22 protein-coding genes are annotated in these 22,978 nt (G+C 73.5%); 17 read left to right on the top strand and 5 right to left on the bottom strand.

Going from position 1 to position 22,978, the window contains the following annotated elements; genetic code table 11:
- Positions 1 to 16 precede the first annotated feature (16 nt).
- From hutH to NITAL_RS00325, 8 genes are all read left to right on the top strand, one after another.
- On the top strand, positions 17 to 1,567 hold the full coding sequence (gene hutH, locus NITAL_RS00360) for a histidine ammonia-lyase (RefSeq protein ID WP_052664131.1): 1,551 nt from the start codon (positions 17 to 19) through the stop codon (positions 1,565 to 1,567).
- A gap of 32 nt (positions 1,568 to 1,599) precedes the next feature.
- Positions 1,600 to 3,297, top strand: coding sequence for a urocanate hydratase (gene hutU / locus NITAL_RS00355; RefSeq protein ID WP_052664130.1), 1,698 nt, complete (start codon positions 1,600 to 1,602; stop codon positions 3,295 to 3,297).
- Entirely contained in the window at positions 3,294 to 4,487 is a 1,194-nt protein-coding gene (gene hutI, locus NITAL_RS00350; RefSeq protein WP_052664129.1) for an imidazolonepropionase, read from the top strand. Before hutU ends, hutI begins: the two co-directional genes overlap by 4 nt.
- 29 nt (positions 4,488 to 4,516) lie before the next feature.
- A complete protein-coding gene (locus tag NITAL_RS00345; RefSeq protein ID WP_052664128.1) occupies positions 4,517 to 5,356 on the top strand; it encodes a PHP domain-containing protein in 840 nt (279 codons plus the stop codon).
- Between the two features lie 177 nt (positions 5,357 to 5,533).
- Positions 5,534 to 6,109, top strand: a complete 576-nt coding sequence (locus tag NITAL_RS00340) for an FHA domain-containing protein (protein WP_052664127.1) — start codon at positions 5,534 to 5,536, stop codon at positions 6,107 to 6,109.
- Between the two features lie 219 nt (positions 6,110 to 6,328).
- Complete coding sequence (locus tag NITAL_RS00335) at positions 6,329 to 6,955, top strand: MarC family protein (RefSeq protein WP_052664126.1); 627 nt, start codon at positions 6,329 to 6,331, stop codon at positions 6,953 to 6,955.
- Between the two features lie 92 nt (positions 6,956 to 7,047).
- Positions 7,048 to 7,899, top strand: coding sequence for a ParA family protein (locus tag NITAL_RS00330; RefSeq protein ID WP_083441063.1), 852 nt, complete (start codon positions 7,048 to 7,050; stop codon positions 7,897 to 7,899).
- Positions 7,892 to 8,245: a hypothetical protein gene (locus NITAL_RS00325; RefSeq protein ID WP_052664125.1), complete on the top strand. Its 354-nt coding sequence runs from the start codon at positions 7,892 to 7,894 to the stop codon at positions 8,243 to 8,245. Before NITAL_RS00330 ends, NITAL_RS00325 begins: the two co-directional genes overlap by 8 nt.
- A gap of 119 nt (positions 8,246 to 8,364) precedes the next feature.
- Here NITAL_RS00325 and NITAL_RS00320 read toward each other — a convergent pair whose 3' ends face one another.
- Complete coding sequence (locus NITAL_RS00320) at positions 8,365 to 10,638, bottom strand: DEAD/DEAH box helicase (protein ID WP_052664124.1); 2,274 nt, start codon at positions 10,636 to 10,638, stop codon at positions 8,365 to 8,367.
- A gap of 407 nt (positions 10,639 to 11,045) precedes the next feature.
- Between NITAL_RS00320 and NITAL_RS00315 the strand changes: the two genes are divergently transcribed.
- From NITAL_RS00315 to NITAL_RS28370, 5 genes are all read left to right on the top strand, one after another.
- On the top strand, positions 11,046 to 12,785 hold the full coding sequence (locus NITAL_RS00315) for a DUF885 domain-containing protein (RefSeq protein WP_052664123.1): 1,740 nt from the start codon (positions 11,046 to 11,048) through the stop codon (positions 12,783 to 12,785).
- Between the two features lie 137 nt (positions 12,786 to 12,922).
- Positions 12,923 to 13,888 (top strand): ABC transporter ATP-binding protein, encoded by a 966-nt coding sequence (locus tag NITAL_RS00310; RefSeq protein ID WP_211262114.1) that lies wholly within the window; start codon positions 12,923 to 12,925, stop codon positions 13,886 to 13,888.
- A complete protein-coding gene (locus tag NITAL_RS00305) occupies positions 13,885 to 14,697 on the top strand; it encodes an ABC transporter permease (protein ID WP_052664122.1) in 813 nt (270 codons plus the stop codon). Before NITAL_RS00310 ends, NITAL_RS00305 begins: the two co-directional genes overlap by 4 nt.
- A gap of 77 nt (positions 14,698 to 14,774) precedes the next feature.
- On the top strand, positions 14,775 to 14,948 hold the full coding sequence (locus NITAL_RS28375) for a pyridoxamine 5'-phosphate oxidase family protein (RefSeq protein ID WP_211262113.1): 174 nt from the start codon (positions 14,775 to 14,777) through the stop codon (positions 14,946 to 14,948).
- Between the two features lie 3 nt (positions 14,949 to 14,951).
- Positions 14,952 to 15,131: a hypothetical protein gene (locus tag NITAL_RS28370; protein WP_052664121.1), complete on the top strand. Its 180-nt coding sequence runs from the start codon at positions 14,952 to 14,954 to the stop codon at positions 15,129 to 15,131.
- Between the two features lie 40 nt (positions 15,132 to 15,171).
- On the opposite strand, the gene NITAL_RS00295 is transcribed toward NITAL_RS28370, so the two are convergent.
- Positions 15,172 to 15,828 carry a TetR/AcrR family transcriptional regulator gene (locus NITAL_RS00295; protein WP_052664120.1) on the bottom strand — a complete coding sequence of 219 codons (657 nt, stop codon included), beginning with the start codon at positions 15,826 to 15,828 and terminating at the stop codon, positions 15,172 to 15,174.
- Positions 15,829 to 16,009: 181 nt separating this feature from the next.
- Between NITAL_RS00295 and NITAL_RS00290 the strand changes: the two genes are divergently transcribed.
- Complete coding sequence (locus NITAL_RS00290; protein ID WP_052664119.1) at positions 16,010 to 17,248, top strand: acyl-CoA dehydrogenase family protein; 1,239 nt, start codon at positions 16,010 to 16,012, stop codon at positions 17,246 to 17,248.
- A gap of 3 nt (positions 17,249 to 17,251) precedes the next feature.
- Here the strand turns inward: NITAL_RS00290 and NITAL_RS27715 are convergent, their stop codons facing one another.
- On the bottom strand, positions 17,252 to 17,401 hold the full coding sequence (locus tag NITAL_RS27715) for a hypothetical protein (protein WP_169786679.1): 150 nt from the start codon (positions 17,399 to 17,401) through the stop codon (positions 17,252 to 17,254).
- 531 nt (positions 17,402 to 17,932) lie between these two features.
- Here NITAL_RS27715 and NITAL_RS00280 point away from each other — a divergent pair.
- Positions 17,933 to 18,883, top strand: a complete 951-nt coding sequence (locus NITAL_RS00280; protein ID WP_052664117.1) for a hypothetical protein — start codon at positions 17,933 to 17,935, stop codon at positions 18,881 to 18,883.
- 27 nt (positions 18,884 to 18,910) lie between these two features.
- Here the strand turns inward: NITAL_RS00280 and NITAL_RS00275 are convergent, their stop codons facing one another.
- Both NITAL_RS00275 and NITAL_RS00270 read right to left on the bottom strand, forming a co-directional pair.
- Positions 18,911 to 20,617, bottom strand: coding sequence for an acyl-CoA dehydrogenase family protein (locus tag NITAL_RS00275; protein ID WP_052664116.1), 1,707 nt, complete (start codon positions 20,615 to 20,617; stop codon positions 18,911 to 18,913).
- Positions 20,618 to 20,681: 64 nt separating this feature from the next.
- On the bottom strand, positions 20,682 to 21,446 hold the full coding sequence (locus NITAL_RS00270) for a TrmH family RNA methyltransferase (RefSeq protein ID WP_052664115.1): 765 nt from the start codon (positions 21,444 to 21,446) through the stop codon (positions 20,682 to 20,684).
- Between NITAL_RS00270 and NITAL_RS00265 the strand changes: the two genes are divergently transcribed.
- Positions 21,445 to 21,948, top strand: a complete 504-nt coding sequence (locus NITAL_RS00265) for an FxsA family protein (protein ID WP_052664114.1) — start codon at positions 21,445 to 21,447, stop codon at positions 21,946 to 21,948. The genes NITAL_RS00270 and NITAL_RS00265 overlap by 2 nt on opposite strands.
- A gap of 203 nt (positions 21,949 to 22,151) precedes the next feature.
- Positions 22,152 to 22,853 (top strand): hemerythrin domain-containing protein, encoded by a 702-nt coding sequence (locus NITAL_RS00260; RefSeq protein WP_052664113.1) that lies wholly within the window; start codon positions 22,152 to 22,154, stop codon positions 22,851 to 22,853.
- Positions 22,854 to 22,978: the final 125 nt, after the last annotated feature.

The raw sequence follows: 22,978 nt of genomic DNA, 5'->3' as shown, positions 1-22,978 counted from the left end.
CTGGTCAGGTGTCGCCATGGACACCACCACCGCCACCGTCGCCCTCGGGGCCACGCCCCCCACCGCCGCGGACGTCGTCGCCGTCGCTCGCCACAACGCCGCCGTCGCGCTGACCGACGAGGCGCGTGCCGCCCTCGCCGCGGGACGTCGCCACGTCGACGCGCTCGCCGAGCGTCCCGTCCCCGCCTACGGGGTCTCGACCGGCTTCGGTGCCCTGGCCGACCGCCACATCCCGACCGAGCTGCGCACCAAGCTCCAGCGCTCGCTGATCCGCTCGCACGCGGCCGGATCCGGCGCGCCGGTCGAGCGCGAGGTCGTGCGGGCCATGATGCTGCTGCGCCTGCGGACCCTGACCACCGGTCGGACCGGCGTCCGGCCGGTCGTCGCCGAGACGCTGGTCGCCGTCCTGAACGCGGGGCTCACCCCCGTCGTGCTCGAGCACGGCAGCCTCGGCTGCTCCGGTGACCTGGCGCCGCTCGCGCACGTGGCGCTGGCGCTGATGGGGGAGGGCGAGGTCGACGACGCCACCGGCACGCGACGGCCGGCGGCCGAAGCCCTCGCCGACGCCGGCATCGAGCCCGTCGTCCTGGCCGAGAAGGAGGGCCTGGCCCTCATCAACGGCACCGACGGGATGCTCGGGATGCTCCTGCTGGCGCTCGAGGACCTCCGGGGCCTCCTGCGGGTCGCCGACGTGGCGACCGCCATGAGTGTCGAGGCGCTGCTCGGCAGCGATCGCGTCTTCGCCGACGAACTCCAGCAGTTGCGTCCCCACCCCGGCCAGGCGGTGTCCGCGGCCAACCTCCGTGCGCTGCTCGACGGCTCCCCGATCGTGGCGAGCCACCAGGGGCCCGACTGCACGCTGGTGCAGGACGCCTACTCGCTGCGCTGCGCACCGCAGGTCGCCGGCGCGGTGCGCGACACCGCCGACCACGCCGCCACCGTCGCGGCGCGGGAGCTGGCCAGCATCATCGACAACCCGGTCGTCACCGCCGACGGCGAGGTGTCCTCCAACGGCAACTTCCACGGGGCGCCCGTCGGCTACGTGCTGGACTTCCTCGCCATCGCGGTCGCCGACCTCGCCTCCATCTCCGAACGTCGCACGGACCGCGCCCTGGACGCCAAGCGCTCCCACGGGTTGCCGCCGTTCCTGGCCGACGACCCGGGGGTGGACTCCGGGCTGATGATCGCCCAGTACACCGCCGCCGGCCTCGTCTCGCAGCTCAAGCGTCTTGCCAGCCCCGCGTCGGTCGACTCGATCCCGTCGTCGGCGATGCAGGAGGACCACGTCTCCATGGGGTGGTCCGCCGCACGGGACCTGCGCCGGAGCATCGACGGGCTGGCCCAGGTGCTGGCCATCGAGGTCATGACCGCCGCCCGGGCCCTGGACCTGCGAGCACCGCTCACCCCCGCACCAGCCACCGCCGCCGTGCTCGCGACCCTCCGCGAGCGGGTCGCCGGGCCCGGGGCGGACCGCCACCTCGCCCCCGAGATCGCGGCCACCGTCGACCTCGTCCGCAGCGGCACGCTCGTCGCCGCCGCCGAGACCGTGACCGGCCCGCTCGCCTGACATCCCCACCGGACCGACCCGGAGGAGCTGCCGTGACCGCCACCGAGACGACCGACGTCGCACCGGCCCGACGTGCCGCACGTGGGACCCAGCTGACGGCCCGGGGGTGGCCCCAGGAGGCGGCCCTGCGGATGCTGCACAACAACCTCGACCCCGAGGTCGCCGAGCACCCCGAGCAGCTGGTGGTCTACGGCGGCACCGGCAAGGCCGCGCGTGACACCCGGTCGCTGCTGGCCATCGAGCGCTGCCTCACCGACCTGCGCGGCGACGAGACGCTGCTGGTCCAGTCCGGCAAGCCCGTCGGGGTGTTCACCACCCACGAGTGGGCTCCGCGCGTGCTCATCGCCAACTCCAACCTCGTCGGGGACTGGGCGACCTGGGAGGAGTTCCGTCGGCTCGAGGCGCTCGGCCTCACGATGTATGGCCAGATGACCGCCGGCTCGTGGATCTACATCGGCACGCAGGGGATCCTGCAGGGCACCTACGAGACCTTCGCCGCCGTCGCCGAGGCACGTGCCATGCAGAGCCTCGCCGGGACCATCACCCTGACGGCCGGCCTCGGCGGGATGGGCGGGGCGCAGCCGCTGGCCGTCACGATGAACGGCGGCGTCGCGATCTGCGTCGAGGTCGACGCCTCGCGCATCCAGCGGCGCATCGACCACCGCTACCTCGACGTGGCCGCCGACGACCTCGACCACGCCGTGCGGCTGGCTGAGGAGGCCAAGCGCGAACGCCGCGCCCTGTCGATCGGCGTCCACGGCAACGCCGCGGCCGTGGTCCCCGAGCTGCTGCGCCGCGGTGTCGAGATCGACATCGTGACCGACCAGACCTCGGCCCACGACCCGCTCGCCTACCTGCCGGTCGACGTGGCGTTCGAGGACTGGGACGCCGAACGCACCCGCGACCCCGCCGGGTTCACGGACCGGGCGCGGGCATCGATCGCGACGCACGTCGAGGCGATGGTCGGGTTCCGCGACGGCGGCGCCGAGGTGTTCGACTACGGCAACTCGCTGCGCAGCGAGGCCAAGCTCGGCGGGTACGGGACCGGGTTCGACTATCCCGGGTTCGTGCCGGCCTACATCCGGCCGCTGTTCGCCGAGGGCAAGGGACCCTTCCGGTGGGCGGCGCTGTCGGGTGAGGCGGCCGACATCGCCGCGACAGACGCCGCCGTTCTCGAGCTGTTCCCCGACGACGACAAGCTGCACCGGTGGATCCGCCAGGCCCAGGAGAAGGTCGCCTTCCAGGGGCTGCCCGCGCGCATCTGCTGGCTCGGGTACGGCGAACGGCACCTCGCGGGGGAGCGGTTCAACGACCTGGTCGCCTCAGGTGCCGTTCAGGCCCCGCTGGCCATCGGTCGCGACCACCTCGACGCCGGCTCGGTGGCCTCGCCGCACCGCGAGACCGAGGCCATGGCCGACGGGTCGGACGCGATCGCCGACTGGCCGCTGCTGAACGCGATGCTCAACGTGTCCTCCGGCGCGAGCTGGGTGTCGATCCACCACGGCGGCGGTGTCGGGATGGGGCGGTCGATCCACGCCGGGCAGGTGTGCGTCGCGGACGGCACCGATCTGGCCCGCCAGAAGGTGACGCGTGTGCTGACCAACGACCCCGGCACCGGCGTGATCCGGCACGCTGACGCCGGCTACGACCGTGCCATCGAGGTCGCCGAGGAGCGGGGCGTACGGATCCCGATGCGCGAGGGCGCGGCCGATGAGGGCGCGCCCTCGTGACCAGCACCCTGTTCGACGACATCGGCGAGCTGGTCACCGGCGATCCGTCGGTGGGCGAGGGGCCGCTCGGTGTCCGACGTGACGCTGCCCTGGTGGTCGAGGACGGCGAGGTCGCGTGGGTCGGGGATGCGGGCCACGCCCCGGTCGCGGACCACCGCGTCGATGTCGACCACGCAGCGGTGCTCCCCGGCTTCGTGGACAGCCACGCCCACCTGATCTTCGCCGGTGACCGGCGCGCCGACTTCCTCGCCCGGGTCGAGGGCCGCGGCTACGAGGCGGGTGGGATCCGGACCACGGTCGCCGCGACGCGAGCTGCGTCCGACGAGTCGCTGCTGCGGCGGGCCTCGTCCCTCGTCGACGAGCTGCACGCCCAGGGCGTGACGACCTTCGAGACCAAGTCCGGGTACGGGCTCACCGTGGAGCACGAGGCCCGGTCCTTGGGCGTCGCCCGCGAGCTGACCGACGAGACGACCTACCTCGGCGCGCACGTGGTGCCCGAGGAGTTCACCGATGACGTCGACGGCTACGTCGAGCTGGTGGTCGGCGACATGCTGACCGCCTGCGCCCCGCTGGCGCGGTGGATCGACGTGTTCGTCGAGGACGGCGCGTTCGACGCCGACCGGGCCCGCACGATCCTGGCCGCAGGAGCTGCAGCCGGGCTCGCACCGAGGGTGCACGCCAACCAGCTCGGGCACGGACCCGGCGTGCAGCTCGGCTGCGAGGTCGGCGCAGCTTCCGTCGATCACTGCACCTTCCTCAGCGACGAGGACGTCGACGCCCTCGCCGGTTCGGGGACCGTGGCCACGCTGCTGCCGGGGGTCGACTTCTCGACCCGGATGCCCTACCCGGACGCGAGGCGCCTGCTCGACGCTGGAGTGACCGTCGCGCTCGCGACGGACTGCAACCCCGGCAGCTCGTTCACCACCTCGCTGCCGTTCTGCATCGCCCTCGCCGTGCGTGAGTACGGGATGACGCCGACCGAGGCCGTCGCCGCCGCCACCCTCGGCGGCGCCGCGGCGCTCCGGCGCAGCGACGTCGGGCGGCTCACCGTGGGTTCAAGGGCTGACCTCAACGTCCTCGAGGGCAGCCACATCGACCTTGCCTACCGCCCGGGTGTGCCCCTGATCCGCGGGACCTGGATCGGCGGGCGCCGCTGGACGGCCACCACTCGCCCCGTGCTGCGGGGATAGGGTCCGCCCGCCCCGACCAGCGAGCACCCGTGTCCGGCTTCGACCTCCACAGCCACACCGACCTCTCCGACGGCACCACCTCGATCGAGGCGAACGTCGCCGATGCCGTGGCGCTCGGTCTCGAGGGCCTCGGGGTGACCGACCACGACACCACCGCACCGTTCGAACGTGCGGTCGCGGCAGCCGCCGGGACCGGGCTCGAGCTGGTGCTCGGCACCGAGTTCTCCGCCGAGCTCGACGGGTTCTCGGTCCACGTCCTCGGCTACTGGATCGACCCCACCGACCAGACGCTGCAGATCGAGCTCGACCGGTTGCGTGACGAACGCACCCACCGGGCACGCGCGATCGTCGTGAAGTTCAACGAGCTCGACGTGCCGGTCCGCTTCGAGCGGGTCCAGCAGCTCGCGGGCGCCGCGCCCATCGGACGACCCCACATCGCCCAGGCCGTGGTGGAGACCGGTGCAGCGTCGGACACGCGCGAGGTGTTCGACACCTGGCTCGCCGACGGCGGGCCCGCCTACGTCGAGAAGCACGCCGTCAGCCCGGTGCGAGCCGTGGAACTGCTGCGTGGCGCGGGCGGCGTCGCCGTGCTCGCCCACCCCGGGCTGTACGGCGCTCGTGACGGCCACGGTGGCATCCCCGCCGAGGTCGTCGAGGAGCTCACCGCCGCCGGTCTGGCGGGCATCGAAGCGCGGCACCCGGATCACACCGACGAGCACCTGGACCGCTACGTCGACCTCGCGCGGGCGCTCGACCTCGTGGTCACCGCCGGCAGTGACTACCACGGCGAGGCCAAGACCAACCGCCTCGGCAGCGCCACCACCCCTCGCGTCGCCGTCGAAGCCCTCCGGGCACGCCGCCCGGAGTGACCGGGCGTAGCCAGCACCTCACGGGCCGTGCGGCACCCCTGGCCGTTCAGCCGTGACCGAACGGCCAGGACGAGCGGAGGGTCGGAACCCGGACACCTGACCACGGCCGTGCGCGAAACTCCACGCCGGCGTCCTCGTCCGAAGGGTTCGGATAGCTCGCCGTGAAGGAGGCACTCAGTGGAGGTCCAGAAGGCGCAGAAGATCGTCCCCGTCCCCACCCTGCACTTCAGCGAGGGAGCGCTCGCCGGGCGGGTCGTGCGGCTCGACCGTGACGTGGCGACCCTCGGTCGGCGGGAGGACAACGCCTACGTCCTGCCCGACCCGCGCGTCTCGCGAGTCCACGCCGAGATCCGCAAGGAGGCCAACGCGGTCATCGTGACCGACCTCGGATCCTCCGCGGGCACGAAGGTCAACAACGAGGACATCGCCGGCCCGGCCGTGATCCGCCACGGCGACAAGGTCAGCTTCGGTCCCGTCACCGCCACCTTCGAGGACCCGGCCGCCGCGTCGCAGGCCGAGGACGCCACGATGGTGTTCGAAGTGCCCAAGGTCGAGACCGGCCCCCACCTGTCCCCGCGCCAGCAGCAGGTGCTCGAGCTGATGGCCGAAGGCATGACCAACGCCGAGATCGGCGAGCAGCTCGGCGTGACCGAGCGCACCGTCAAGGCCTACGCCCAGGAGCTCTACGACAAGCTCGGCGTCCGCAACCGCGCCGGAGCCGTCGCCGAAGCCGCCAAGTTGGGCCTGCTGTAACGTTCACACCGAACGGACCTACGCCGAGGTCCGACGCACTTCCCGTCACCCCCCGGACGAGCGCCGGGGGGTGACGGCTGTCCGACGACCACCGAGCACGGTGCCCTGGTGCCGGAGCTCCGGGGGGCTCAAGCGCAGCGCAGGCCCCCCAGGGGCCGAGCAGCAAGGTCCCCCCGGAGTCCGGTCCAGGGTGCCGTGCGGCGAACAGCCGGAACGCCCATGGACATCCAACTCGCCGTCCAAGCCTTCGTCACCCTGCTCGTCATCATGAGTCCGCTCGGGAACGTGCCGGTGTTCCTGGCGCTGACGGAGGGGGAGGGTGTCCGGGCTCGGCGTCGGACAGCCGCGCACGCGTTGCTCGCGGCGGCGGGTCTGATCTACCTGTTCGCGTTCTTCGGGACCCGGATCCTGGCCGCGCTGTCGATCGGGTTGCCGGCACTGCAGGCCTCGGGCGGAGTCGTGCTCTTCCTCGTGGCGCTGCAGATGCTGCGGGGCGACGCGCTCGTGCCGACGCGCGCGGAGGGCGTCAGCGTGGCGGTCGTGCCGCTCGGTGTGCCGATCCTCGCCGGACCGGGGGCGATCAGCGCGGTGATGGTCTTCATGACCAGCGGCGATGGTGGGCAGCTGGAGCTGATGACGCAGGTCTCGGTGGCGCTGGCCATCGCTGCCGTCCTCGCGGTGATCTGGGTGGTCCTGCGCTACGCCGGCGCCGTCGAACGGCTGCTGCGGCCGAACGGGATCCACCTGGTCACGCGGGTGATGGGGATGCTGCTGGTGGCGATCTCGATCGAGCTGGTGGCGACCGCCGTCCAGGCCTACGCGGCCGGAGCGTCGGCGCTGCCCTGACCCGGCCACGGTGACCGGCCGGGGCGCGCGGTGCGGACCAGCGCACGGGCCTCGGTAGGCTCGCCGGCGACCGCACCGGACCCTGGAGCCTCGTGACCGCCACCGTCGTGGCCTTCGCCAACCAGAAGGGTGGCGTGGGCAAGACCACGACCACCCTGTCGGTGGCCGCTGCGATGGCTGAGCTCGATCGTGCCGTCCTGGTCGTCGACCTCGACCCGCAGGCGTGCCTGACGTTCTCGCTCGGCTACGACCCCGACCGGGTCGAACCGTCGCTCAACGACACCGTGGTCGGCCGCTCGAGCCTCGCCGAGACGATCGTCCAGCACGGAGAAGTCGACGTCGTGCCGGCCAACATCGACCTCGCCGGCGCCGAGGTCACGTTGCTGTCGCGCACCGGTCGCGAGTACCTGCTGCGCGGCGAGCTCGCTGACCTCCTCGACTCCTACGACGCGGTGCTGATCGACTGCGCCCCGTCCCTCGGGGTGCTGACGATCAACGGGTTGACCGCCGCGGATCAGGTCGTCATCCCGGTGCAGTGCGAGACGTTGGCCCACCGCGGGGTCTCGCAGCTGCTCGACACCATCAGCGACGTGCGGCGCCTGACCAACCGCGGGCTGCAGATCCGTGGCCTCGTCGCCACGATGTTCGACCCGAGGACCCGCCACAGCCGTGAGGTGCTGCGCGACCTCCTGGCCCGCTACGAGCTGCCGCTGATCGGCGCACCGGTGCGCAAGTCCGTGCGGTTCGCCGAGGCGCCGACCACCGGGCTGTCGCTGCTCGGCGGCGGCACCGACGTGCCGGGTGCGGCGGCGTACCGGGTGATCGCCCGTGAGCTGCTCGACCTCGACGTCCCGCAGGAGCTGCTCGACGACGCCGGGTGGGACCACGATCGGCGGGCTGACGTGCTCGGCCTCGCGGAGGCGACGGACCCGGGCCGTGCCTGAGGAGCCCCGCACCGACGGACCGTCACGGTCCCGGCGCCTCGACCGGGTCGACCCGCCCGATCTGCGGACCCCACGCCCGCGCGACGTGGCCGGCAAGGAGGCGCTGTACTCCACCGCCCCCTCGGCGGCGCCCTCGTCGCAGGTGCAGGTGCTGTGCCGCAGGTGCGACGTCGAGAGCGGGATCTCGATCGTCGCCTTCGCCAAGCTGCTGCGACCGCCGGTGCTGTGGAACCCGCTGACCCGCAAGCTCTGGGCCCGCTGCCCGACGTGCGGCCGCCGGGCCTGGCTGCGTGTCCGGCAGGGGCAGGCGCTGCGCGCCCTGCTCGACCGCACCCCGCTGCGCTAGCCAGGGTCGCAGCGCCCGCTGACGGAGCCGGTGACGGTGACGCGACACCGGCGTCCCGCGCCAACCTGGCGTCACCGTGCGTGGCTGGCGTCACCGCGGTGACGCCAGCCCGACGGGGCTCAGGGGAGGTGCTCGACCTTCACGCGGCGAGCGAGCTGGGGATCGCCGTCACCCCGAGCTTCCTCGCCCCGGCGCGCGGGGGTCACGGTCGGATCGAGGTCACGCTCGGCGCGCCCTCCGCCACCGCGGCCGCTCCGGGAACCGCCCCGGTTGCCGCCGCTGCCGCGCTTGCCGCCGCTGTCGCTGCCACCGTCACGGTTGCCGCCACCGCCGCGGCTCCGGCCGCCACGGTCGTCACGGCTGCGCGACCCGCGGTCCCCCTCGCGTTCGCCGCCGTCCCGCCCGGAGCGCTGTCGGCCGCCACCCTCGCCTCGGGCGCCGCCATCGCGGCGACCCGATCCGTTCTCCTCGCGGTCGCCGCGGCCACGGTCGGACGCGCCCCGGTCGCGTGCCTCGGGGGCGCGGGCGCCACGGGCCCGTGCGCGGGTGCGGCCACCGCCGTCCTTCTCGGTCGACGGCGACTCGCCCGTGTCACCGCTCTGCGCGGTCCGTTCGGTGCGATCGTCTCCGTCCCGGCTGCGGGTGCGTGTCCGCGTGCGGGTGCGGGTGTCGCGGCTCTCGCTGCGCGCCGGCGGCTCGTCGCGCTTCGGCTCGTCGCGCTTCGGCTCGTCGAGCTTCGGCTCGTCGCGCTTCGGTTCGTCGCGCTTGGCCTCGTCGCGCTTCGGGTCCTCGCGCTTCGGGTCCTCGCGCCTCGAACGATCGCGCGTCGGTGCCGGCTGCACGTCCGAACGAGCGCGGTCCTTGCGGGACCGGTCCGCGTCGCGGTCGTTGCCGGTGCCTTCGCTGGAGCGCTTCGACTTCGGACGGCCGTCCGAGCTGCCCTTGCGGCCCCCACCGTCACGGCCACCGCGTCCGCTGTCACGGCCACCGCGTCCGCTGTCACGGCCACCGCGTCCGCCGTCACGGCCACCGCGTCCGCCGTCACGGCCGCGGTCGTCACCCTCGGGTGCGCGACGGTCGGAACGGGTCCCGGCCTTCGCGGCGGCGACGTGGGCGTCCCACGGGCGCTCCGCCGGCAGGTCGAAACGCTCGGTCAGCTCCTCGGAGGTGGAGAAGATGGCCGCGACCGGGTTGTCGGCCTGGCCGAGCTTCTTGCGCACCACGTTGAGGCGGTCGATCTCGTTGAACTCGGCGAAGGTGACCGCGACACCGTCGCTGCCGGCTCGCGCGGTGCGCCCGATGCGGTGCAGGTACATCTTCTCGTCGTCGGGGCAGTCGTAGTTGATGACGTGGGTGACGTTCTCGACGTCGAGTCCGCGGGCAGCGACCTCGGTCGCGACCAGGACCGTCGCCGAGCCGTCGCGGAACCTGTCGAGGTTCTTCTCGCGCGTGGCCTGCCGCAGGTCGCCGTGGATCGCGATGGCCGGGGTGGCGAGGTCCTCGAGCTCACGGACGAGCCGGTCGGCCATGTGCTTGGTGCGGACGAAGACGTAGACGCCGCCGCGGCCGGGGGACTGCAGGATGCGCGCGAGCACCCGCGGCTTGTCCATCCGGTGGACCTGGAAGAAGTGCTGGGTGACGTTCGGGGCGGTCTGGACCACCTCGTGGTCGGCGCGCATGAACGTCGGGTGGTCGAGGTAGCGACGGGCGAGCTTGACGACCTCGGTCGGCATCGTCGCCGAGAACAGCATCCCGTGGCGGTCGTCGGAGCACGCCTGCACGAGGCGCTCGACGTCGGGTAGGAACCCCATGTCGAGCATCTCGTCGGCCTCGTCGAGGACCAGTTCGGTCACGCCGTCGAGCACGAGGTTGCGCTTGTTGACGTGGTCGAGCAGGCGGCCCGGGGTTCCGACGACGATCTCGTGACCCTCGCGGAACGCCGTCTCCTGCTCCTCGTAACCGACGCCGCCGTACACGGCGATGGTGCGCAGGCCGAGGGCCTGGCCGATCTGCATCTCCTCGGCGACCTGGAGGCACAGCTCGCGCGTGGGCACGATCACCAGCGCCTGGGTGCCACCACCGGGGGTCAGACGACCGAGCAGCGCGAGCGCGAACGCCAGCGTCTTGCCGGTGCCCGTACGCGCTTGGCCGATGACGTCGTGGCCCTTGGTGGCGACCGGGAGCGTCAGCTCCTGGATCGGGAAGGGCGCCATGATGCCCTTGGCAGCGAGGGCGTCGGCGAGCTTCGGATGGACGCCACAGTCGACGAAGCTGCGGACCGTGCGCTCGGGCGCGGCCTCGGTCTCGCCTTCGGGCTGTGGTGCGTCGGACGTGGTGGGAGCCCCCTTGGCGGCCTCGTCGGTCGCGGCGGGGGGGGTGGTCTGCTCAGGCATGTCGCTCGTTCTGGGTGGGCGAGCTGCGCGCTGCGTGTGGGCGCTCCCGGACCGGTGGTCCTCACGGGACGGGCTCCTGGTCGGAGCTCGGCCCGGTGCGGGGCGCCGCGGTCATCCCGGTCGTACCGGGGTGTCGGAACGTGCGGCTTCGCGTGGGTGGGCGGCGAGGTGCGGTCTCCGTCCCGGCTGCAGCCTCGCAGCGGGGAGGTCCCTCGCGGTGGTGGCCGGCGTTCCCTGTTCGCTGCCGACCCGTCGACGTGCCGTCCGGTTCGTGGACGTCACGGGGAGCGAGGGTACCGGACGACCGGCCTCGGACGCACGGTCCGGTGGTGGCTGCAGTCGGACCCGGGCCGGGGCTAGCGTCGTGCTCGTGCCGATCGGCGGCACCGACCGGACCCGGAGAGCCTGTGGCGACCACCGCGCCGACCCGAGCTGCGGCGCTGCTCGATCGTTACCTGGACCTCCTGCGCGACCACGAGCCGGTCACCTGGACACGCATCGGCGGCAGCGGCCGCGACGGCGACCTGCCCGAGGTCGGCTCGGACGCCGACGCAGCCCGCAGCCGCGACCTGGCTCGCCTCGGCACCGAGGTGCGCGCGGCCAGGGACGCGGTGCCCCGGGACGCCACCGGCGAGGACCGTGAGGCCCGCGACGATCTCATGCTGCTCGCCGAGGAGCTCGAGTACCGCCGCTTCCTGGTCGACGTCCGGCCGCGGTACGCGACCGATCCGCTGGCAGCGCTGGAGGCGGTCGCCTCGGGTCTGCACGAGCTGCTGCGTCGCCGCGACCTGCCGCGTGAGGAGCAGGTCCGCCGGCTGTCGGCGGCGGTCGCTCGGGCCCGTGCGGTCCCGTCCTTCCTCGAGCAGGCCGGCCGAGCCCTCGTCGCGGCCCCGGCCCCGCACCTCGAGGTCGCCATCGCCCGGCTGGACGGCCTGTGCGACCTGCTCCGCGACCAGCTGCCTGCGCGCGCGAACGCCCTCGGCGTCGATCCCAGCGACGCGTGCGCGGCCGGTGCCGTGGGGGTCGAGGGTGTGGAGGCGTTCGGCGCGCTGCTCGACGAACTCCGCGGTGAGGTCCCGGCCCCCTGGCGCCTCGGCCCCGACCACCACGAGGTGATGCTGCGTTCGGCGCTCGGGGCCGCCCTCCCGCCGGCCGAGATCGCGGACCGTGCGCGGGCCTGGCTCGACACGGTCCGTACGGAGCTGGCCGAGCTGGCAGCCGCCGGCTGGTCCCGGCGCTTCCCGGGCGAGCCGGTCCCGGCTGACGAGGCCGAACGGGTCCGACGGTCGCTCAGGCACGTGGCCCGGACGGCGGTCTCACGCGACGAGCTGGTCGCGGAGGCGCGGCGTGCCGTGGTCGAGGCCCGGGCCTTCGCCGAGACCCTCGGTCTCGGGGACCTGCCGCCGGCCGAGCGCCTCACCGTCACCGAGGTGCCGAGCTACCTCGCCGGCATCGCCGTCGCCTTCATCAGCCAGGCCCCCCCGCTCGATCCGTCGGGCGGCTGCGTCTACTACCTCTCCCCGGTGCCCGACAGCTGGGACGACGACCGGGCCGCCAGCTTCCTGCGCGAGTACACGCCCGCGCAGCTGCGCTCGCTGGCGCTCCACGAGGGCTACCCCGGTCACTTCGTCCAGCTCGAGCACGCCTCCCACCACCCGCGCCTCGCCCGCCGGCTCCTGACCCGGCCGGCGTTCGCCGAGGGGTGGGCGATCCACGTCGAGCGCGAAGCGGTCCGCGCGGGGTTCGGTGACGGGGCGACCTCGGCCGTCGAGGGGGACGACTACCGCCTGACCCAGCGCAAGCTCGAGCTGCGGATCGCGACCAACGCGCTGCTCGACGTCGGCCTGCACACCGGGGACCTCGATGACGACGGGGCCATGGCGCTCCTGAAGGACGGCGCCTTCCAGGAGGACGCCGAGGCTCGCGGCAAGCTCACCCGCGCCAAGGTCACCTCCGGTCAGCTGTGCAGCTACTTCGTCGGCGGTGCCGAGCTCGCCGACCTGCACGAAGAGGTTCGTGACCGGGAGGGCGCTGCCTTCGACACCGCCGCCTTCCACCAGCGGCTGCTGTCCCACGGCACCCCGACCGTCGACGTGGTGCGTCGCGCGCTGGCCGACGACGCCCCGGTCCGCCGCCCCTTCGCCTGACGGTGTGCGCGTCGTGCCAGGTGTGCACCGGCACCAGCGCCGCGAGCCGGGCGGCTTGACCCGGGCCGCCTGAGCCCCGGGTGCGGCCGCCGGTCGGCGCGGCTAGCGTCGGTCGGCTGCCGTCCTACGAGGGACCCGTGTCCATCGCTCCACCGCTCGACACCCGCGCCGGGGCCCCGTCCGTGCGGCTGCGCGGGGTGGTCAAACGCTTCGGGTCCCTGACCGCCGTCGACCACCTCGACCTCGAGGTCCCACCGGGGGTCTGCTTCGGCCTGCTCGGTCCGAACGGGGCGGGCAAGTCGACCACGATGCGGCTGCTGACCGGCCAGGCGGTCGCCGACGAGGGCCTCGTCGAGGTGCTCGGCCACCCGCTGCCGAGCGAGAGCAAGGCTGCGCGGGCGCGCTGTGGTGTCGTGCCGCAGGTCGACGACCTCGATGACGAGCTGACGGTCGCCGAGAACCTCGGCGTCTACGCCCGGTTCCACGGCATCCCACGGCGGGAGCGGACCGACGCGGTCGCCCGGGGCCTGCAGATCGCCGAGCTCGTCGACCGGGCCGACACCCCCACCGAGGAGCTGTCGGGCGGGATGCGTCGCCGCCTGCTCATCGCCCGCGGCCTCGTGCACCGGCCCGAGCTCGTCCTGCTCGACGAGCCCACCGTCGGGCTCGACCCGCAGGTGCGCGCCCAGCTGTGGGCGACCGTGGATGCGATCAAGCACGCGGGCGCGACCGTCGTGCTCACCACCCATTACATCGAGGAGGCGGAGCGGTTGTGCGACGAGGTCGCCGTCGTGCACCACGGCCGGATCGTGGCTCGCGGGACCCCGGACGATCTCATCCGTGACCACGTGGGACGGGACGTGCTCGAGATCCCGGGCCGCGCTGAGGACCTCGCGGCGATCACCGCCGAGGTCCGTGCGGCCGGTTTCGCGACCCGGTCGGCCGGCACGGCGGTCGCGGTGCTCGGCGCCGAACGGCTCGAGCCCGGCGTCGCCGCGCGCGGTCGTCGCCGGACCGCGAGCCTCGAGGACGTCTTCGTGGTGCTCACGGGGGAGGAGCCCGATCCGCGGCCCGCCTCCCGCTCCGAGGAGGTGGCCCGGTGACGACCACGTTGCCGCCCGTCGTCGCATCCCGACCCGAGCCGCGACGGTTCGAGCCGCGCACCGTTGCCGCCATCGTGCACCGCGAGTGGCGCGTGTTCCGGCGCGTGTGGTTCTCGACGGCCTTCGGTTCCGTCGCCGAGCCGATCCTGTACTTCGTGGCGTTCGGGTACGGGTTCGGTGCCCTCGTGGCCAGCGTCGCGGGCCTGGACTACCTCGACTTCATCGCCACCGGGGCCATCGCGATCGGCATCCTGTTCTCGAGCGCCTTCCCGGGCCTGATCAACGGCTACTTCCGACGCAAGGAGCAGCACCTCTACGACGGCATCCTGGCCGCGCCGGTGTCCGTGGCCGAGATCGTCACCGGTGAGGCGCTGTGGAACTCCTTCCGGGTCACGGTGGTGGCCGTCGTGACCACCCTGGTGGCGTTCGCGTTCGGCGTGCGGCCCGGTATCGGCGTGCTGCTCGTGCCCGCCGTGTCGGTGGTCGGCGGGTTCGGGTTCGCGTGTGCCGGGGCGGCGTTCGGCGCGCTGCTGCGCTCGACCCACGGGTTCGACTTCGTCATCGTCGGCGTGATCGTCCCGATGTACGTCGTCGCCGGCACCTTCTTCCCCCTCGACACCCTCCCGACCGCCCTGGCCACGATCGGCCAGGTGAACCCGCTGACCCACGTCGTCGAGCTGCTCCGCATCCTCACGTTCGGGACGGGCACGGCGCTCGATGCGCTCGGTCACCTCGGGGTCGTGCTCGTTTTCGACCTGCTGGCCTGGGCGGCCGCGGTGCGCCTGCTGAAGCGCGCCCTCGTCACTTGACCGACCGTCGGCGATGAGTTCCGGGCGTCCGGTGGGTCCGACCTCCGACGCCCGAACCGCCGATCGACGGAGCGCCGATGACCACGCTGGAGGGGTCGACGACCACCTGGAGCCCGCAGCTCGACCCACGGTTCAGCGCCCCGGGCGCGGCCCCAACGTCGTGGCCGGAGGTCCGCCAGGTGCTGACCGACGCCGAGCTGTTCTGGATCTCGACGGTGCGCGCCGACGGGCGACCGCACATCACCCCCTAGGCGGTGTGGCACGACGACGCGGTCCACTTCTGCGCCGGCGGTGACGAGCAGAAGGCCGTGAACATCGCGACCCACCCGCACGTGGCCCTGACCACCGGGTGTGATCGCTGGGACGGCGGACTCGACGTGGTGGTCGAGGTCGATGCCGGCGGGTACACCCGTCTCCTGCCCGACCGGGCGTGACGTGTCGAGGCCCGGTCGTCACCGACGTCCGCCCCGCGGTTCAGGCTCCCGGGCCGCGCAGGACGATGCCGCGGAAGCCGTACCAGATCAGGTCCGTCAGCCGGTCCACGAGGACGTCACGGGGCGTGTCGTCGGCCTCGAGCCACCGGTCGCCGACCAGCTGCACCATGCCGACCATCCCGACCCCCCAGGTCGCCGCGGGCGCCGGATCGAGGCGGGCACCGGTCAGCTCGCGGGTGACGGCCCCGACGACCTGGTCGCACACGACGGTGAGCGCGTCGTCGATGGGCGACCGGGCGCCCTGCCGCTCGGAGGGCGCGACGCGGGTCACGAAGCGGTGCAGCTCGGGGTCACGCTCGAGGAACGCGAGGTAGGTCGCCATCACGGTGCGGATGCGCTCGCGCGGGTGGTGCTGCTCGGCGATGGCCGACCGCAGCTCGTCGGTCAGCCGCTGCGCGTGGCGAGCGGCGACCGCGTCGAACAACCCGCCGCGATCCCCGAAGTGGCGGTACAGCACGGGCTTGGTGATGCCGGCCTCGGCGGCCAGCGCCTCCATCGACACCTCCGGTCCGTCACGGCGGATGGCCCGGTCGGCGGCGTCGAGCAGCTCGTCGCGGCGGGCGGCACGCACCGCGGCCCGTGCGCCTTCTCTCGCGCCCACGTCGCTGCCCTCCCGTCGTCGGCGCGGTCCCTCCACGCGTGCCTCCACCCGCCTCCGCCGCGCTCGCACGGCACGCGCAGAACTGACACGCTGGTCAGGTTGCTGGCCGGCCGCCGTCACCGTTACCGTCGGTAAGCGTTACCAACGGTAACACCCCCGGCAATACCTGGTCGCCCCGGTCGGGGCGCCCGACGACTGGCTCCTGGGAGGACCCGCCGTGCCGTTCGATCTGAAGCTCACCGAGGAGCAGATCTCCGCCCAGAAGTGGGCGCACGACTTCGCTCGCAAGGAGATGCGGGAGGCCACCGTCGACGGTGTGCCCGCCCACCGCCACTACGACGAGGTCGAGGAGTTCCCCTGGCCCATCGTGCAGAAGGCGGCCGAGGTCGGTCTGTACGGCCTCGAGTACTACCAGATGGCCGGTCAGGACCCCACGGGTCTGACCCAGGCGCTGATCATCGAGGAGCTGTTCTGGGGCTGCGCCGGTATCGGCCTCGCCATCTTCGGCTCGGGTCTCGCGCTCGCGGGCCTGGCGTCGTCGGGCACCGGTGACCAGATCGCCGAGTGGGCGCCGCGCATCTTCGGCACACCCGACGACGTCAAGGTCGGCGCCTACGCCGTGTCCGAGCCGGGCGCCGGGTCGGACGTCAGCAAGATCCGCACCAAGGCCACCAAGGTCGAGGGCGGGTGGCTGCTCAACGGCGAGAAGATCTGGATCACCAACGGGGGCATCGCTGACGTCCACATCGTGGTCGCCACCGTCGACCCGACGATCGGTCACCGCGGCCAGGCCTCGTTCATCGTGACCAGCGACGCCGAGGGCTTCCAGGAGACCAAGAAGACCAAGAAGCTCGGCATCCGCGCCTCGCACACCGCCGAGCTGTCGTTCACCGACTGCTTCGTGCCCGACGAACAGCTGCTCGGTGGGCAGGACAAGCTCGACGCCAAGATCGATGCGGCTCACAACCCGGATCCGAACCGCAAGTCCAGCGGCGCGCTGTCGACCTTCGAGGCGACCCGTCCGATCGTCGGCATCCAGGCCGTCGGCGTGGCCCGCGCGGCCTTCGACGCGTCCGTGCAGTACGCGATGGAGCGCGAGACGTTCGGTGTGCCGATCATCCGCCACCAGGCGATCGCCTTCAAGCTCGCCGACATGGCCACCGAGATCGACGCCGCCCGCCTGCTGTGCTGGCGCGGGATCAACATGGGGACGACCTGGACCCCGTTCAAGCACGGCGAGGGCTCGATGGCCAAGCTGCACGCGGGCCGCACCGCCGTCCGCGTGACCGACGAGGCGATCCAGATCCACGGCGGCTTCGGGTACTCGCGCGAGTTCGACGTCGAGAAGTTCCACCGCGACTCGAAGATCTACGAGATCTTCGAGGGCACCAAGGAGATCCAGCAGTTGGTCATCGGTCGCGCCATCGCCCGCAGCCACGGCGGCACGGCCGCCTGACCGTCAGCCTGCACCCCCTGCGCTGCCCACCGGTCCGTCCTCACCGCCGCTCGCGCGTGAGGCGTCGGGGGGCAGCTCGCGTCGTGACAGCCCGGTGCGGCCCTCGTCGGCGAGGCGGAGCGCCTCGGTGGGCGAGAGCTCGAGGGGTCCCACCCGCCGCTCGAGCCGGTCGGCGTGGACCCGGACATGGGGGCCGCCGTGGTCGGTCGGCGCCGGCGGCGGGGGCGGCGGGGGGTACGCGGCCGCGGGAGCCTCGGGCGCGCCGGCAGGCTCGGGCGCCCCGCCGCCCTCGGCAGCCTCGTGGGGCGCAGCAGCCACACCCGGCGCGGGCGTGACGCCGGGGACGCTCGCGGCTGGTGCGGGGAACGCTCCGTGGTGTGCGTTCGGTGCGCTATCTGTCGCGTTGGGTAGGACGTTGGTCACAGCGGGTGGTCGTGACCGGGCCGAGTAGGGTCCCGTGTCGGTACCGTCCGGTGGTGATGGTCCGCGCGAGAACGCGGTCCGCAGCCGGTCGAACCACCGCCGCGTGCGACGTCCGGTCACCGGATCGCTCCTCGGCCGTCGTGGGTCGTCATCAGGGGCAGGCTAGGGCAGGCTCGCGCCACCGGTGGTGGCCGCGGGTGGGGGACGCACCGGTGGACCGGGCGATGGGTACCGCGGAGGACCGCGGAGGGAGGGACGCTGGTGACCACACCGGGCGCCTCCGACAACGGTCTCGAGGCGGTCCCCTCGGCCGACGAGCTGCAGCGAGCCATCGCGTCCGTCACCGGTGTGACGACCGCCGAGGTGTCACGGGCGAGCAACGGTCGCGACCGGCTGCGGATCTCCCTCGCCCCCGGTGAGGATCCGGAGGCGGTCGCCTGGAGCGTGGCGGCGACGCTGCGCGAACGGTTCGGCATCGCCCTCGACCCGGCGGCGATCTCGGCGCGGGCGATCGCCGATCCGTCGGACGACCCCGTGCGCGTCATCAGCCGCGTCGAGCCGGCACCCAACGGTCGCCGAACGCCGGACTGGCCCCCGCCGCCCCCCGTCGCCGCGTCCGCCCCGGCCGGGAGGGACCGGCCCGAGGCGCCGGCCGACGACACCCCGACCGAGCAGTCGCCGGCGCAGGGTGCGGCCGCCGACGGGGCACCGCGTCCTGTGGGAGCCGATCGCCCGGCCCCGGCCGACCTGGTCGCAGCCGCGCGCGCCACGCTGGCCGACGACGAGCCGTCGGCGTCGGGCCGCAGCCGGGCTGCCATCGACCGGCTCTCCGCGGAGCCGGTCGGTGACGAACTCGACGTCACGGCGACCCTGTCGCTGTCCGGCCGAGCGGTGACCGGGCGGGCTCGCGGGATCCGGACCCGCCGGGGCCGCTGGCGGGCGATCAGCGAGGCCACCCTCGATGCGCTCGGGTCGCTGAGCGCCGACCGGGTCCGCGGTCACGTCGACCACGTGACGGTCCTCACCTTCGCCGACCTCGCACACGTGAGCGTGTCGGTCACCCTCCTGACCGACAGTGGCGAGGAGACCTTCCTCGGCGCGGCGCTGGTGCGCGAGGACCCGGACCGGGCGGTGATGCGTGCGACCCTCGACGCGGTCAACCGACGGGTCGAGCCGTGGCTCGCCGAAGCCGCGATCTCCGAGGCCGGCTGACCGACCGCCGGTCGACGACCTACCCGGTCAGAGCGCCTCGTCGCGAGCCAACGCGGCATCGGCAGCGGCCGTGCGCCCGGGCTCGTCCAGCACGTCGATGCCCTCGTCGGCGAAGCGGCGTGCGACGGCAGCGGCACGCCGGTCGCCGTGTACGTCCAGGTCGTGCTGCCCCTGGGCCACGAGCAGGGCGGCCTGCAGCGCCCGACCGAGCGTGACCGCGAACCGGCGGGCGCCGTGCGCGATGATGTCCGGACCTCCGTCGAGGGCGCGGACCAGCCACGCGGATGCGTGGTCCACGGCGTCGACGGCCAGCTTGCCGACACCGGCGAGCGCATCGTCGGTCGCGGTCTCGGCGGCCCGCCGCACCTCGGCCGCGTAAGCCGTGACCGTCTCCTCGGTGCCGATCGCACGCAGGGCGTCCATCGACAGCACGTTGGTCGTGCCCTCCCAGATGGGCAGGACCTGGGCATCGCGGAGCAGAACGGGCAGGTGGGTGTCCTCGACGTACCCGGCGCCGCCGAAGGACTCGATGGCCTCGGAGGCGGCGGCCACCGCCTGCTTCGCGGTCAGCAGCTTCGTGACCGGTAGCAGCAGGCGCAGCGCGAGTCGTTCCTGCTCGCTGGCCTCGCCGGCCTCCTCGCGGCCGAGCAGCAGCGCCGCGTGGAACGCGAGCTGGAGGGAGGCCTCGTGCTGGACCCGGAGCCACGCGAGCGTGGTCTGGTGCAGCGGGTTGTCGATCAGGTGGCCGCCGAACGCCTCGCGTCGCCGGGCGTAGTCCCGGGCCAGGGCGAGGCCGCGCCGGGTCCCGCTGGCAGCGATGATCGAGTTCCACAGCCGGGTGATCGTCAGCATCGGTGCGATGTTGCGCGTCCCCGAGGACGGCGGTCCGACCAGGTGGGCGACGGTCCCGTCGAGGGCCAGCTCGGCGGTCGGTAGCTGCTTGGTCCCGAGCTTGTCCTTGAGGCGCACCACGCGGAGGTTGTTGAGGCGCCCGTCCTCGTCGCGGACCTCGACGTAGAACATGGCGAGGCCCCGGCCGCCGGCGTCGTTGCCTTCCGGCCGCGCCAGGGTCAGCGCCATCTGGCTCGTGATCGCCGAGGTGAACCATTTGGTGCCCGACAGGCGCCAGACACCGCCGTCCTGGACCGCCACGGTCTCGGACCGGCCGACGTCGGAGCCCCCCGTGCGCTCGGTCATCCACTGACCCGAGGTCCAGAACGCGTCGGGGTCGCGCGAGGTCAGACGCGGGACGGCGCGGTCGATCAGCTCGCGGTCACCCGAACCGAGCAGGGTCTTGGCCGCCCCGTCGGTCATGGCGAGCGGGCACGAGAACAGCGCGGAGGACGGGCCGTAGAGGTAGGCCAGCGCGAACTGGTGGACCCGGGACCACGGGCCGTGTGCACGTTCGTAGCCGGTGGCGATCACGCCGTGCCGCGCGGCGACCTCGGCCATCCGCTCCCAGCCCGGGTGTGGCTCGACGCGGTCGACGCGGTTGCCCCAGGCGTCGAACGGCACGTGACGCGGTTCGCCCTCGCGGGTGTCGATCGCGTCCGCAAGGTCCTTGAGCTCGGTCGCCGCCAGTAGCCCCATCTCCGCCAGGGCCGGCGTGATGTCGGCACGGACATCAGCCGGCAGCACGCGCTCGAGGTAGCGCTGGAGGGCGAGGTCGTCCTCCCACTCGTCGCGCAGCCGCGGAGCGTCCTGGAAGAACCCCGTCGCTTCGACCGTGGTCACGTCGCCACCCTCCCGCTCGCGGCTGGAACGTTCCTGGACCGAACGTTCCGCACCCGCGACGGTACTACCGGTAGAGCGCGGCAGCGACCGCGGTGGCGAGGTTGAGGCTCGACACCCCGGTGCGCATCGGGAGGCGCGCACGGGTGTCCGCGCGGGCGAGCAGCTCCGTCGACAGGCCGCTGCGCTCGGTCCCGACCAGGATGACGGCGTCGGCCGCCAGCGCGCCGTGGCCGAGCTCCTCGCCCCCGGGATCGAGCGCGACCAGGTGGCGGTCGGTGACCGGGAGCGCGTCGACCCGTGCCACGGGCAGGGCGAACTGCAGGCCGGCCGCCGCCCGGACCGCGGTCGGATGCCACGGATCGGCGCTGCCGAGCACCAGGACCCCGCCGGCGTCGGCCGCGGCCGCGACCCGGATCACGGCGCCGAGGTTGCCGAGGTGCCGTGGCCCCTCGAGCACCACCACCCGGCCCGGTGCGGCCAGGACGTCCGTGACCTCGACGTCGGCGCGGCGGGCGACCGCGAGCGCGGGGGACGGCAGCTCGCGGGGGACCAGCGCCCGCCACACGTCGGGGTCCAGCTCCACCGTGCGTCCCTCCGGCAGCGCCACGTCGGGTGCGAGTGCGTCGAGCAGCGCCTCCAGGCCGGCCCGGTCCGGGGTCGTGATCAGCTCCACGTCGGCACCGAAACGCAGCGCGTGCTTGACCGCGTGGGCCCCTTCGAGCACGACCCGCCCGGGGTCGCGCCGTGCCGCGGCCACCTGGTCGGCAGCTGCGGCCTCCCGACGCAGGGACGGGCCTGCCGCCGCCGGAGGCCCGTAGGCTCGATCCATGCCCGTCATCCTCGTGCTCGCCTTCGTCGTCGTCCCGCTCGTCGAGCTGGTCGTCATCATCCAGGTCGGCCAGGCGATCGGCACGCCGTGGACGGTCGCGCTCCTGATCATCGACAGCCTGATCGGGGCCTACCTGCTCAAGCGTGAGTCGCGCAGAGCATGGCAGGACTTCCGCGACGCGTTGTCCGCCGGGCGCTGGCCGGGGGACGAGGTGACCCAGGGTGGGCTCGTGATCGTGGGCGGAGCGCTCCTGCTGACGCCGGGGTTCGTGACCGACGTGGTCGGCCTGCTGTGCCTCCTCCCGCCGTCCCGGGCGATCGCGTCGCGGCTCATCCGCGCGCGCGTCGGGTCGGCGAGCGGGTTCGGCACCGGCACCACCGAGGCCGGGGAGGCGCGCCGCGGGACCCGCCCGGGACGCAACAGCGCCGGTGAACCGAACGTCCTGGACGTCGAGGTCGTCGACATCCAGCGCGAGCCGCCCCCGGACCGCGACGACGCCTGATCCTCGACCGGTCGGGCGGGGCCGCACCCGGCCGCGCGGCGGGGGCCGGTGGTCGCAGCCCGCCGGTTCGCGTGGCCCTTCGGCCGCGGCTGCGGCGTCCCCGGCCCTGCTGGTGGCCGATGCTCGGCGGGGATGGGTGGACGCGTCGCCGCGGCCACCCACCCACCCAGCCTGCCGCCCGCCCCACGACCGAGGAGGCACCTGTGGCCGCCAGGACCACCGCCACCTACGCCGACATGACCAAGGCCGAGCTGGACGAGCTCGCCCGCGAGCGTGACCTCGAGGGGCGCTCGGAGATGAAGAAGGACGAGCTGGTCCGCGCGCTCGAGCTGCGCGATCTCGGGCCCGACGCCATCGAGCTGCTCACCTCCCAGCACGAGCGCATCAAGGAGCTGTTCAGCTCGCTCGAGGCACGTGCCTCGCGGCCTTCGAAGGCGAAGCTCGACGACGTACGCGAGCTGGTCTCGACCCTCGTCAAGCACGCCGAGATCGAGGAGCTGGTCTTCTACCCCGCCATCCGTGAGGAGCTCGACCTCGACGAGGACGTCGACGAGAGCCTGGAGGAGCACCACGCGGCCGAGCTGCTGTTGGCCGAGCTCGAGAAGCTCCCGGCTGACGCACCCCGCTACGACGCCAAGGTCACCGTCCTCCGCGAGAACGTCCTGCACCACATCGAGGAGGAGGAGACCGAGCTGTTCCCCCGCGTCCGCGACACCCTCGCCGAGGAGCGCCGACGTGAGCTCGGTGGTGCGATGCTGCGCGCCTGGGACGTGGCGCCGAGCCGACCGCATCCGCTGTCGCCGGACACCCCTCCGAGCAACTGGCTCGCGGGGATCCCCGCTGCGGGCTACGACCTCGTCGTCGGGGTCCTGAAGGCCGTCAAGCGACACGTCCTACGCCGCTGAGGCCCGGACCTCGCCGCGGCGCAGGGGGCCTCGGCGGTCGATGTCGACATCAGGTTCCGATTCCTGGAGCCGGGGCCCCCGTCGGTACGGTTCGCCACCGTCGACGTCCGACCCTGGGAGGGTAG

Origin of the sequence: Nitriliruptor alkaliphilus DSM 45188, from assembly GCF_000969705.1 — a bacterium.
Taxonomy (GTDB): Bacteria; Actinomycetota; Nitriliruptoria; order Nitriliruptorales; family Nitriliruptoraceae; genus Nitriliruptor; species Nitriliruptor alkaliphilus.
Note: the sequence above shows the minus strand (reverse complement) of the source record. Positions and strands in the feature narration are given on the sequence as shown.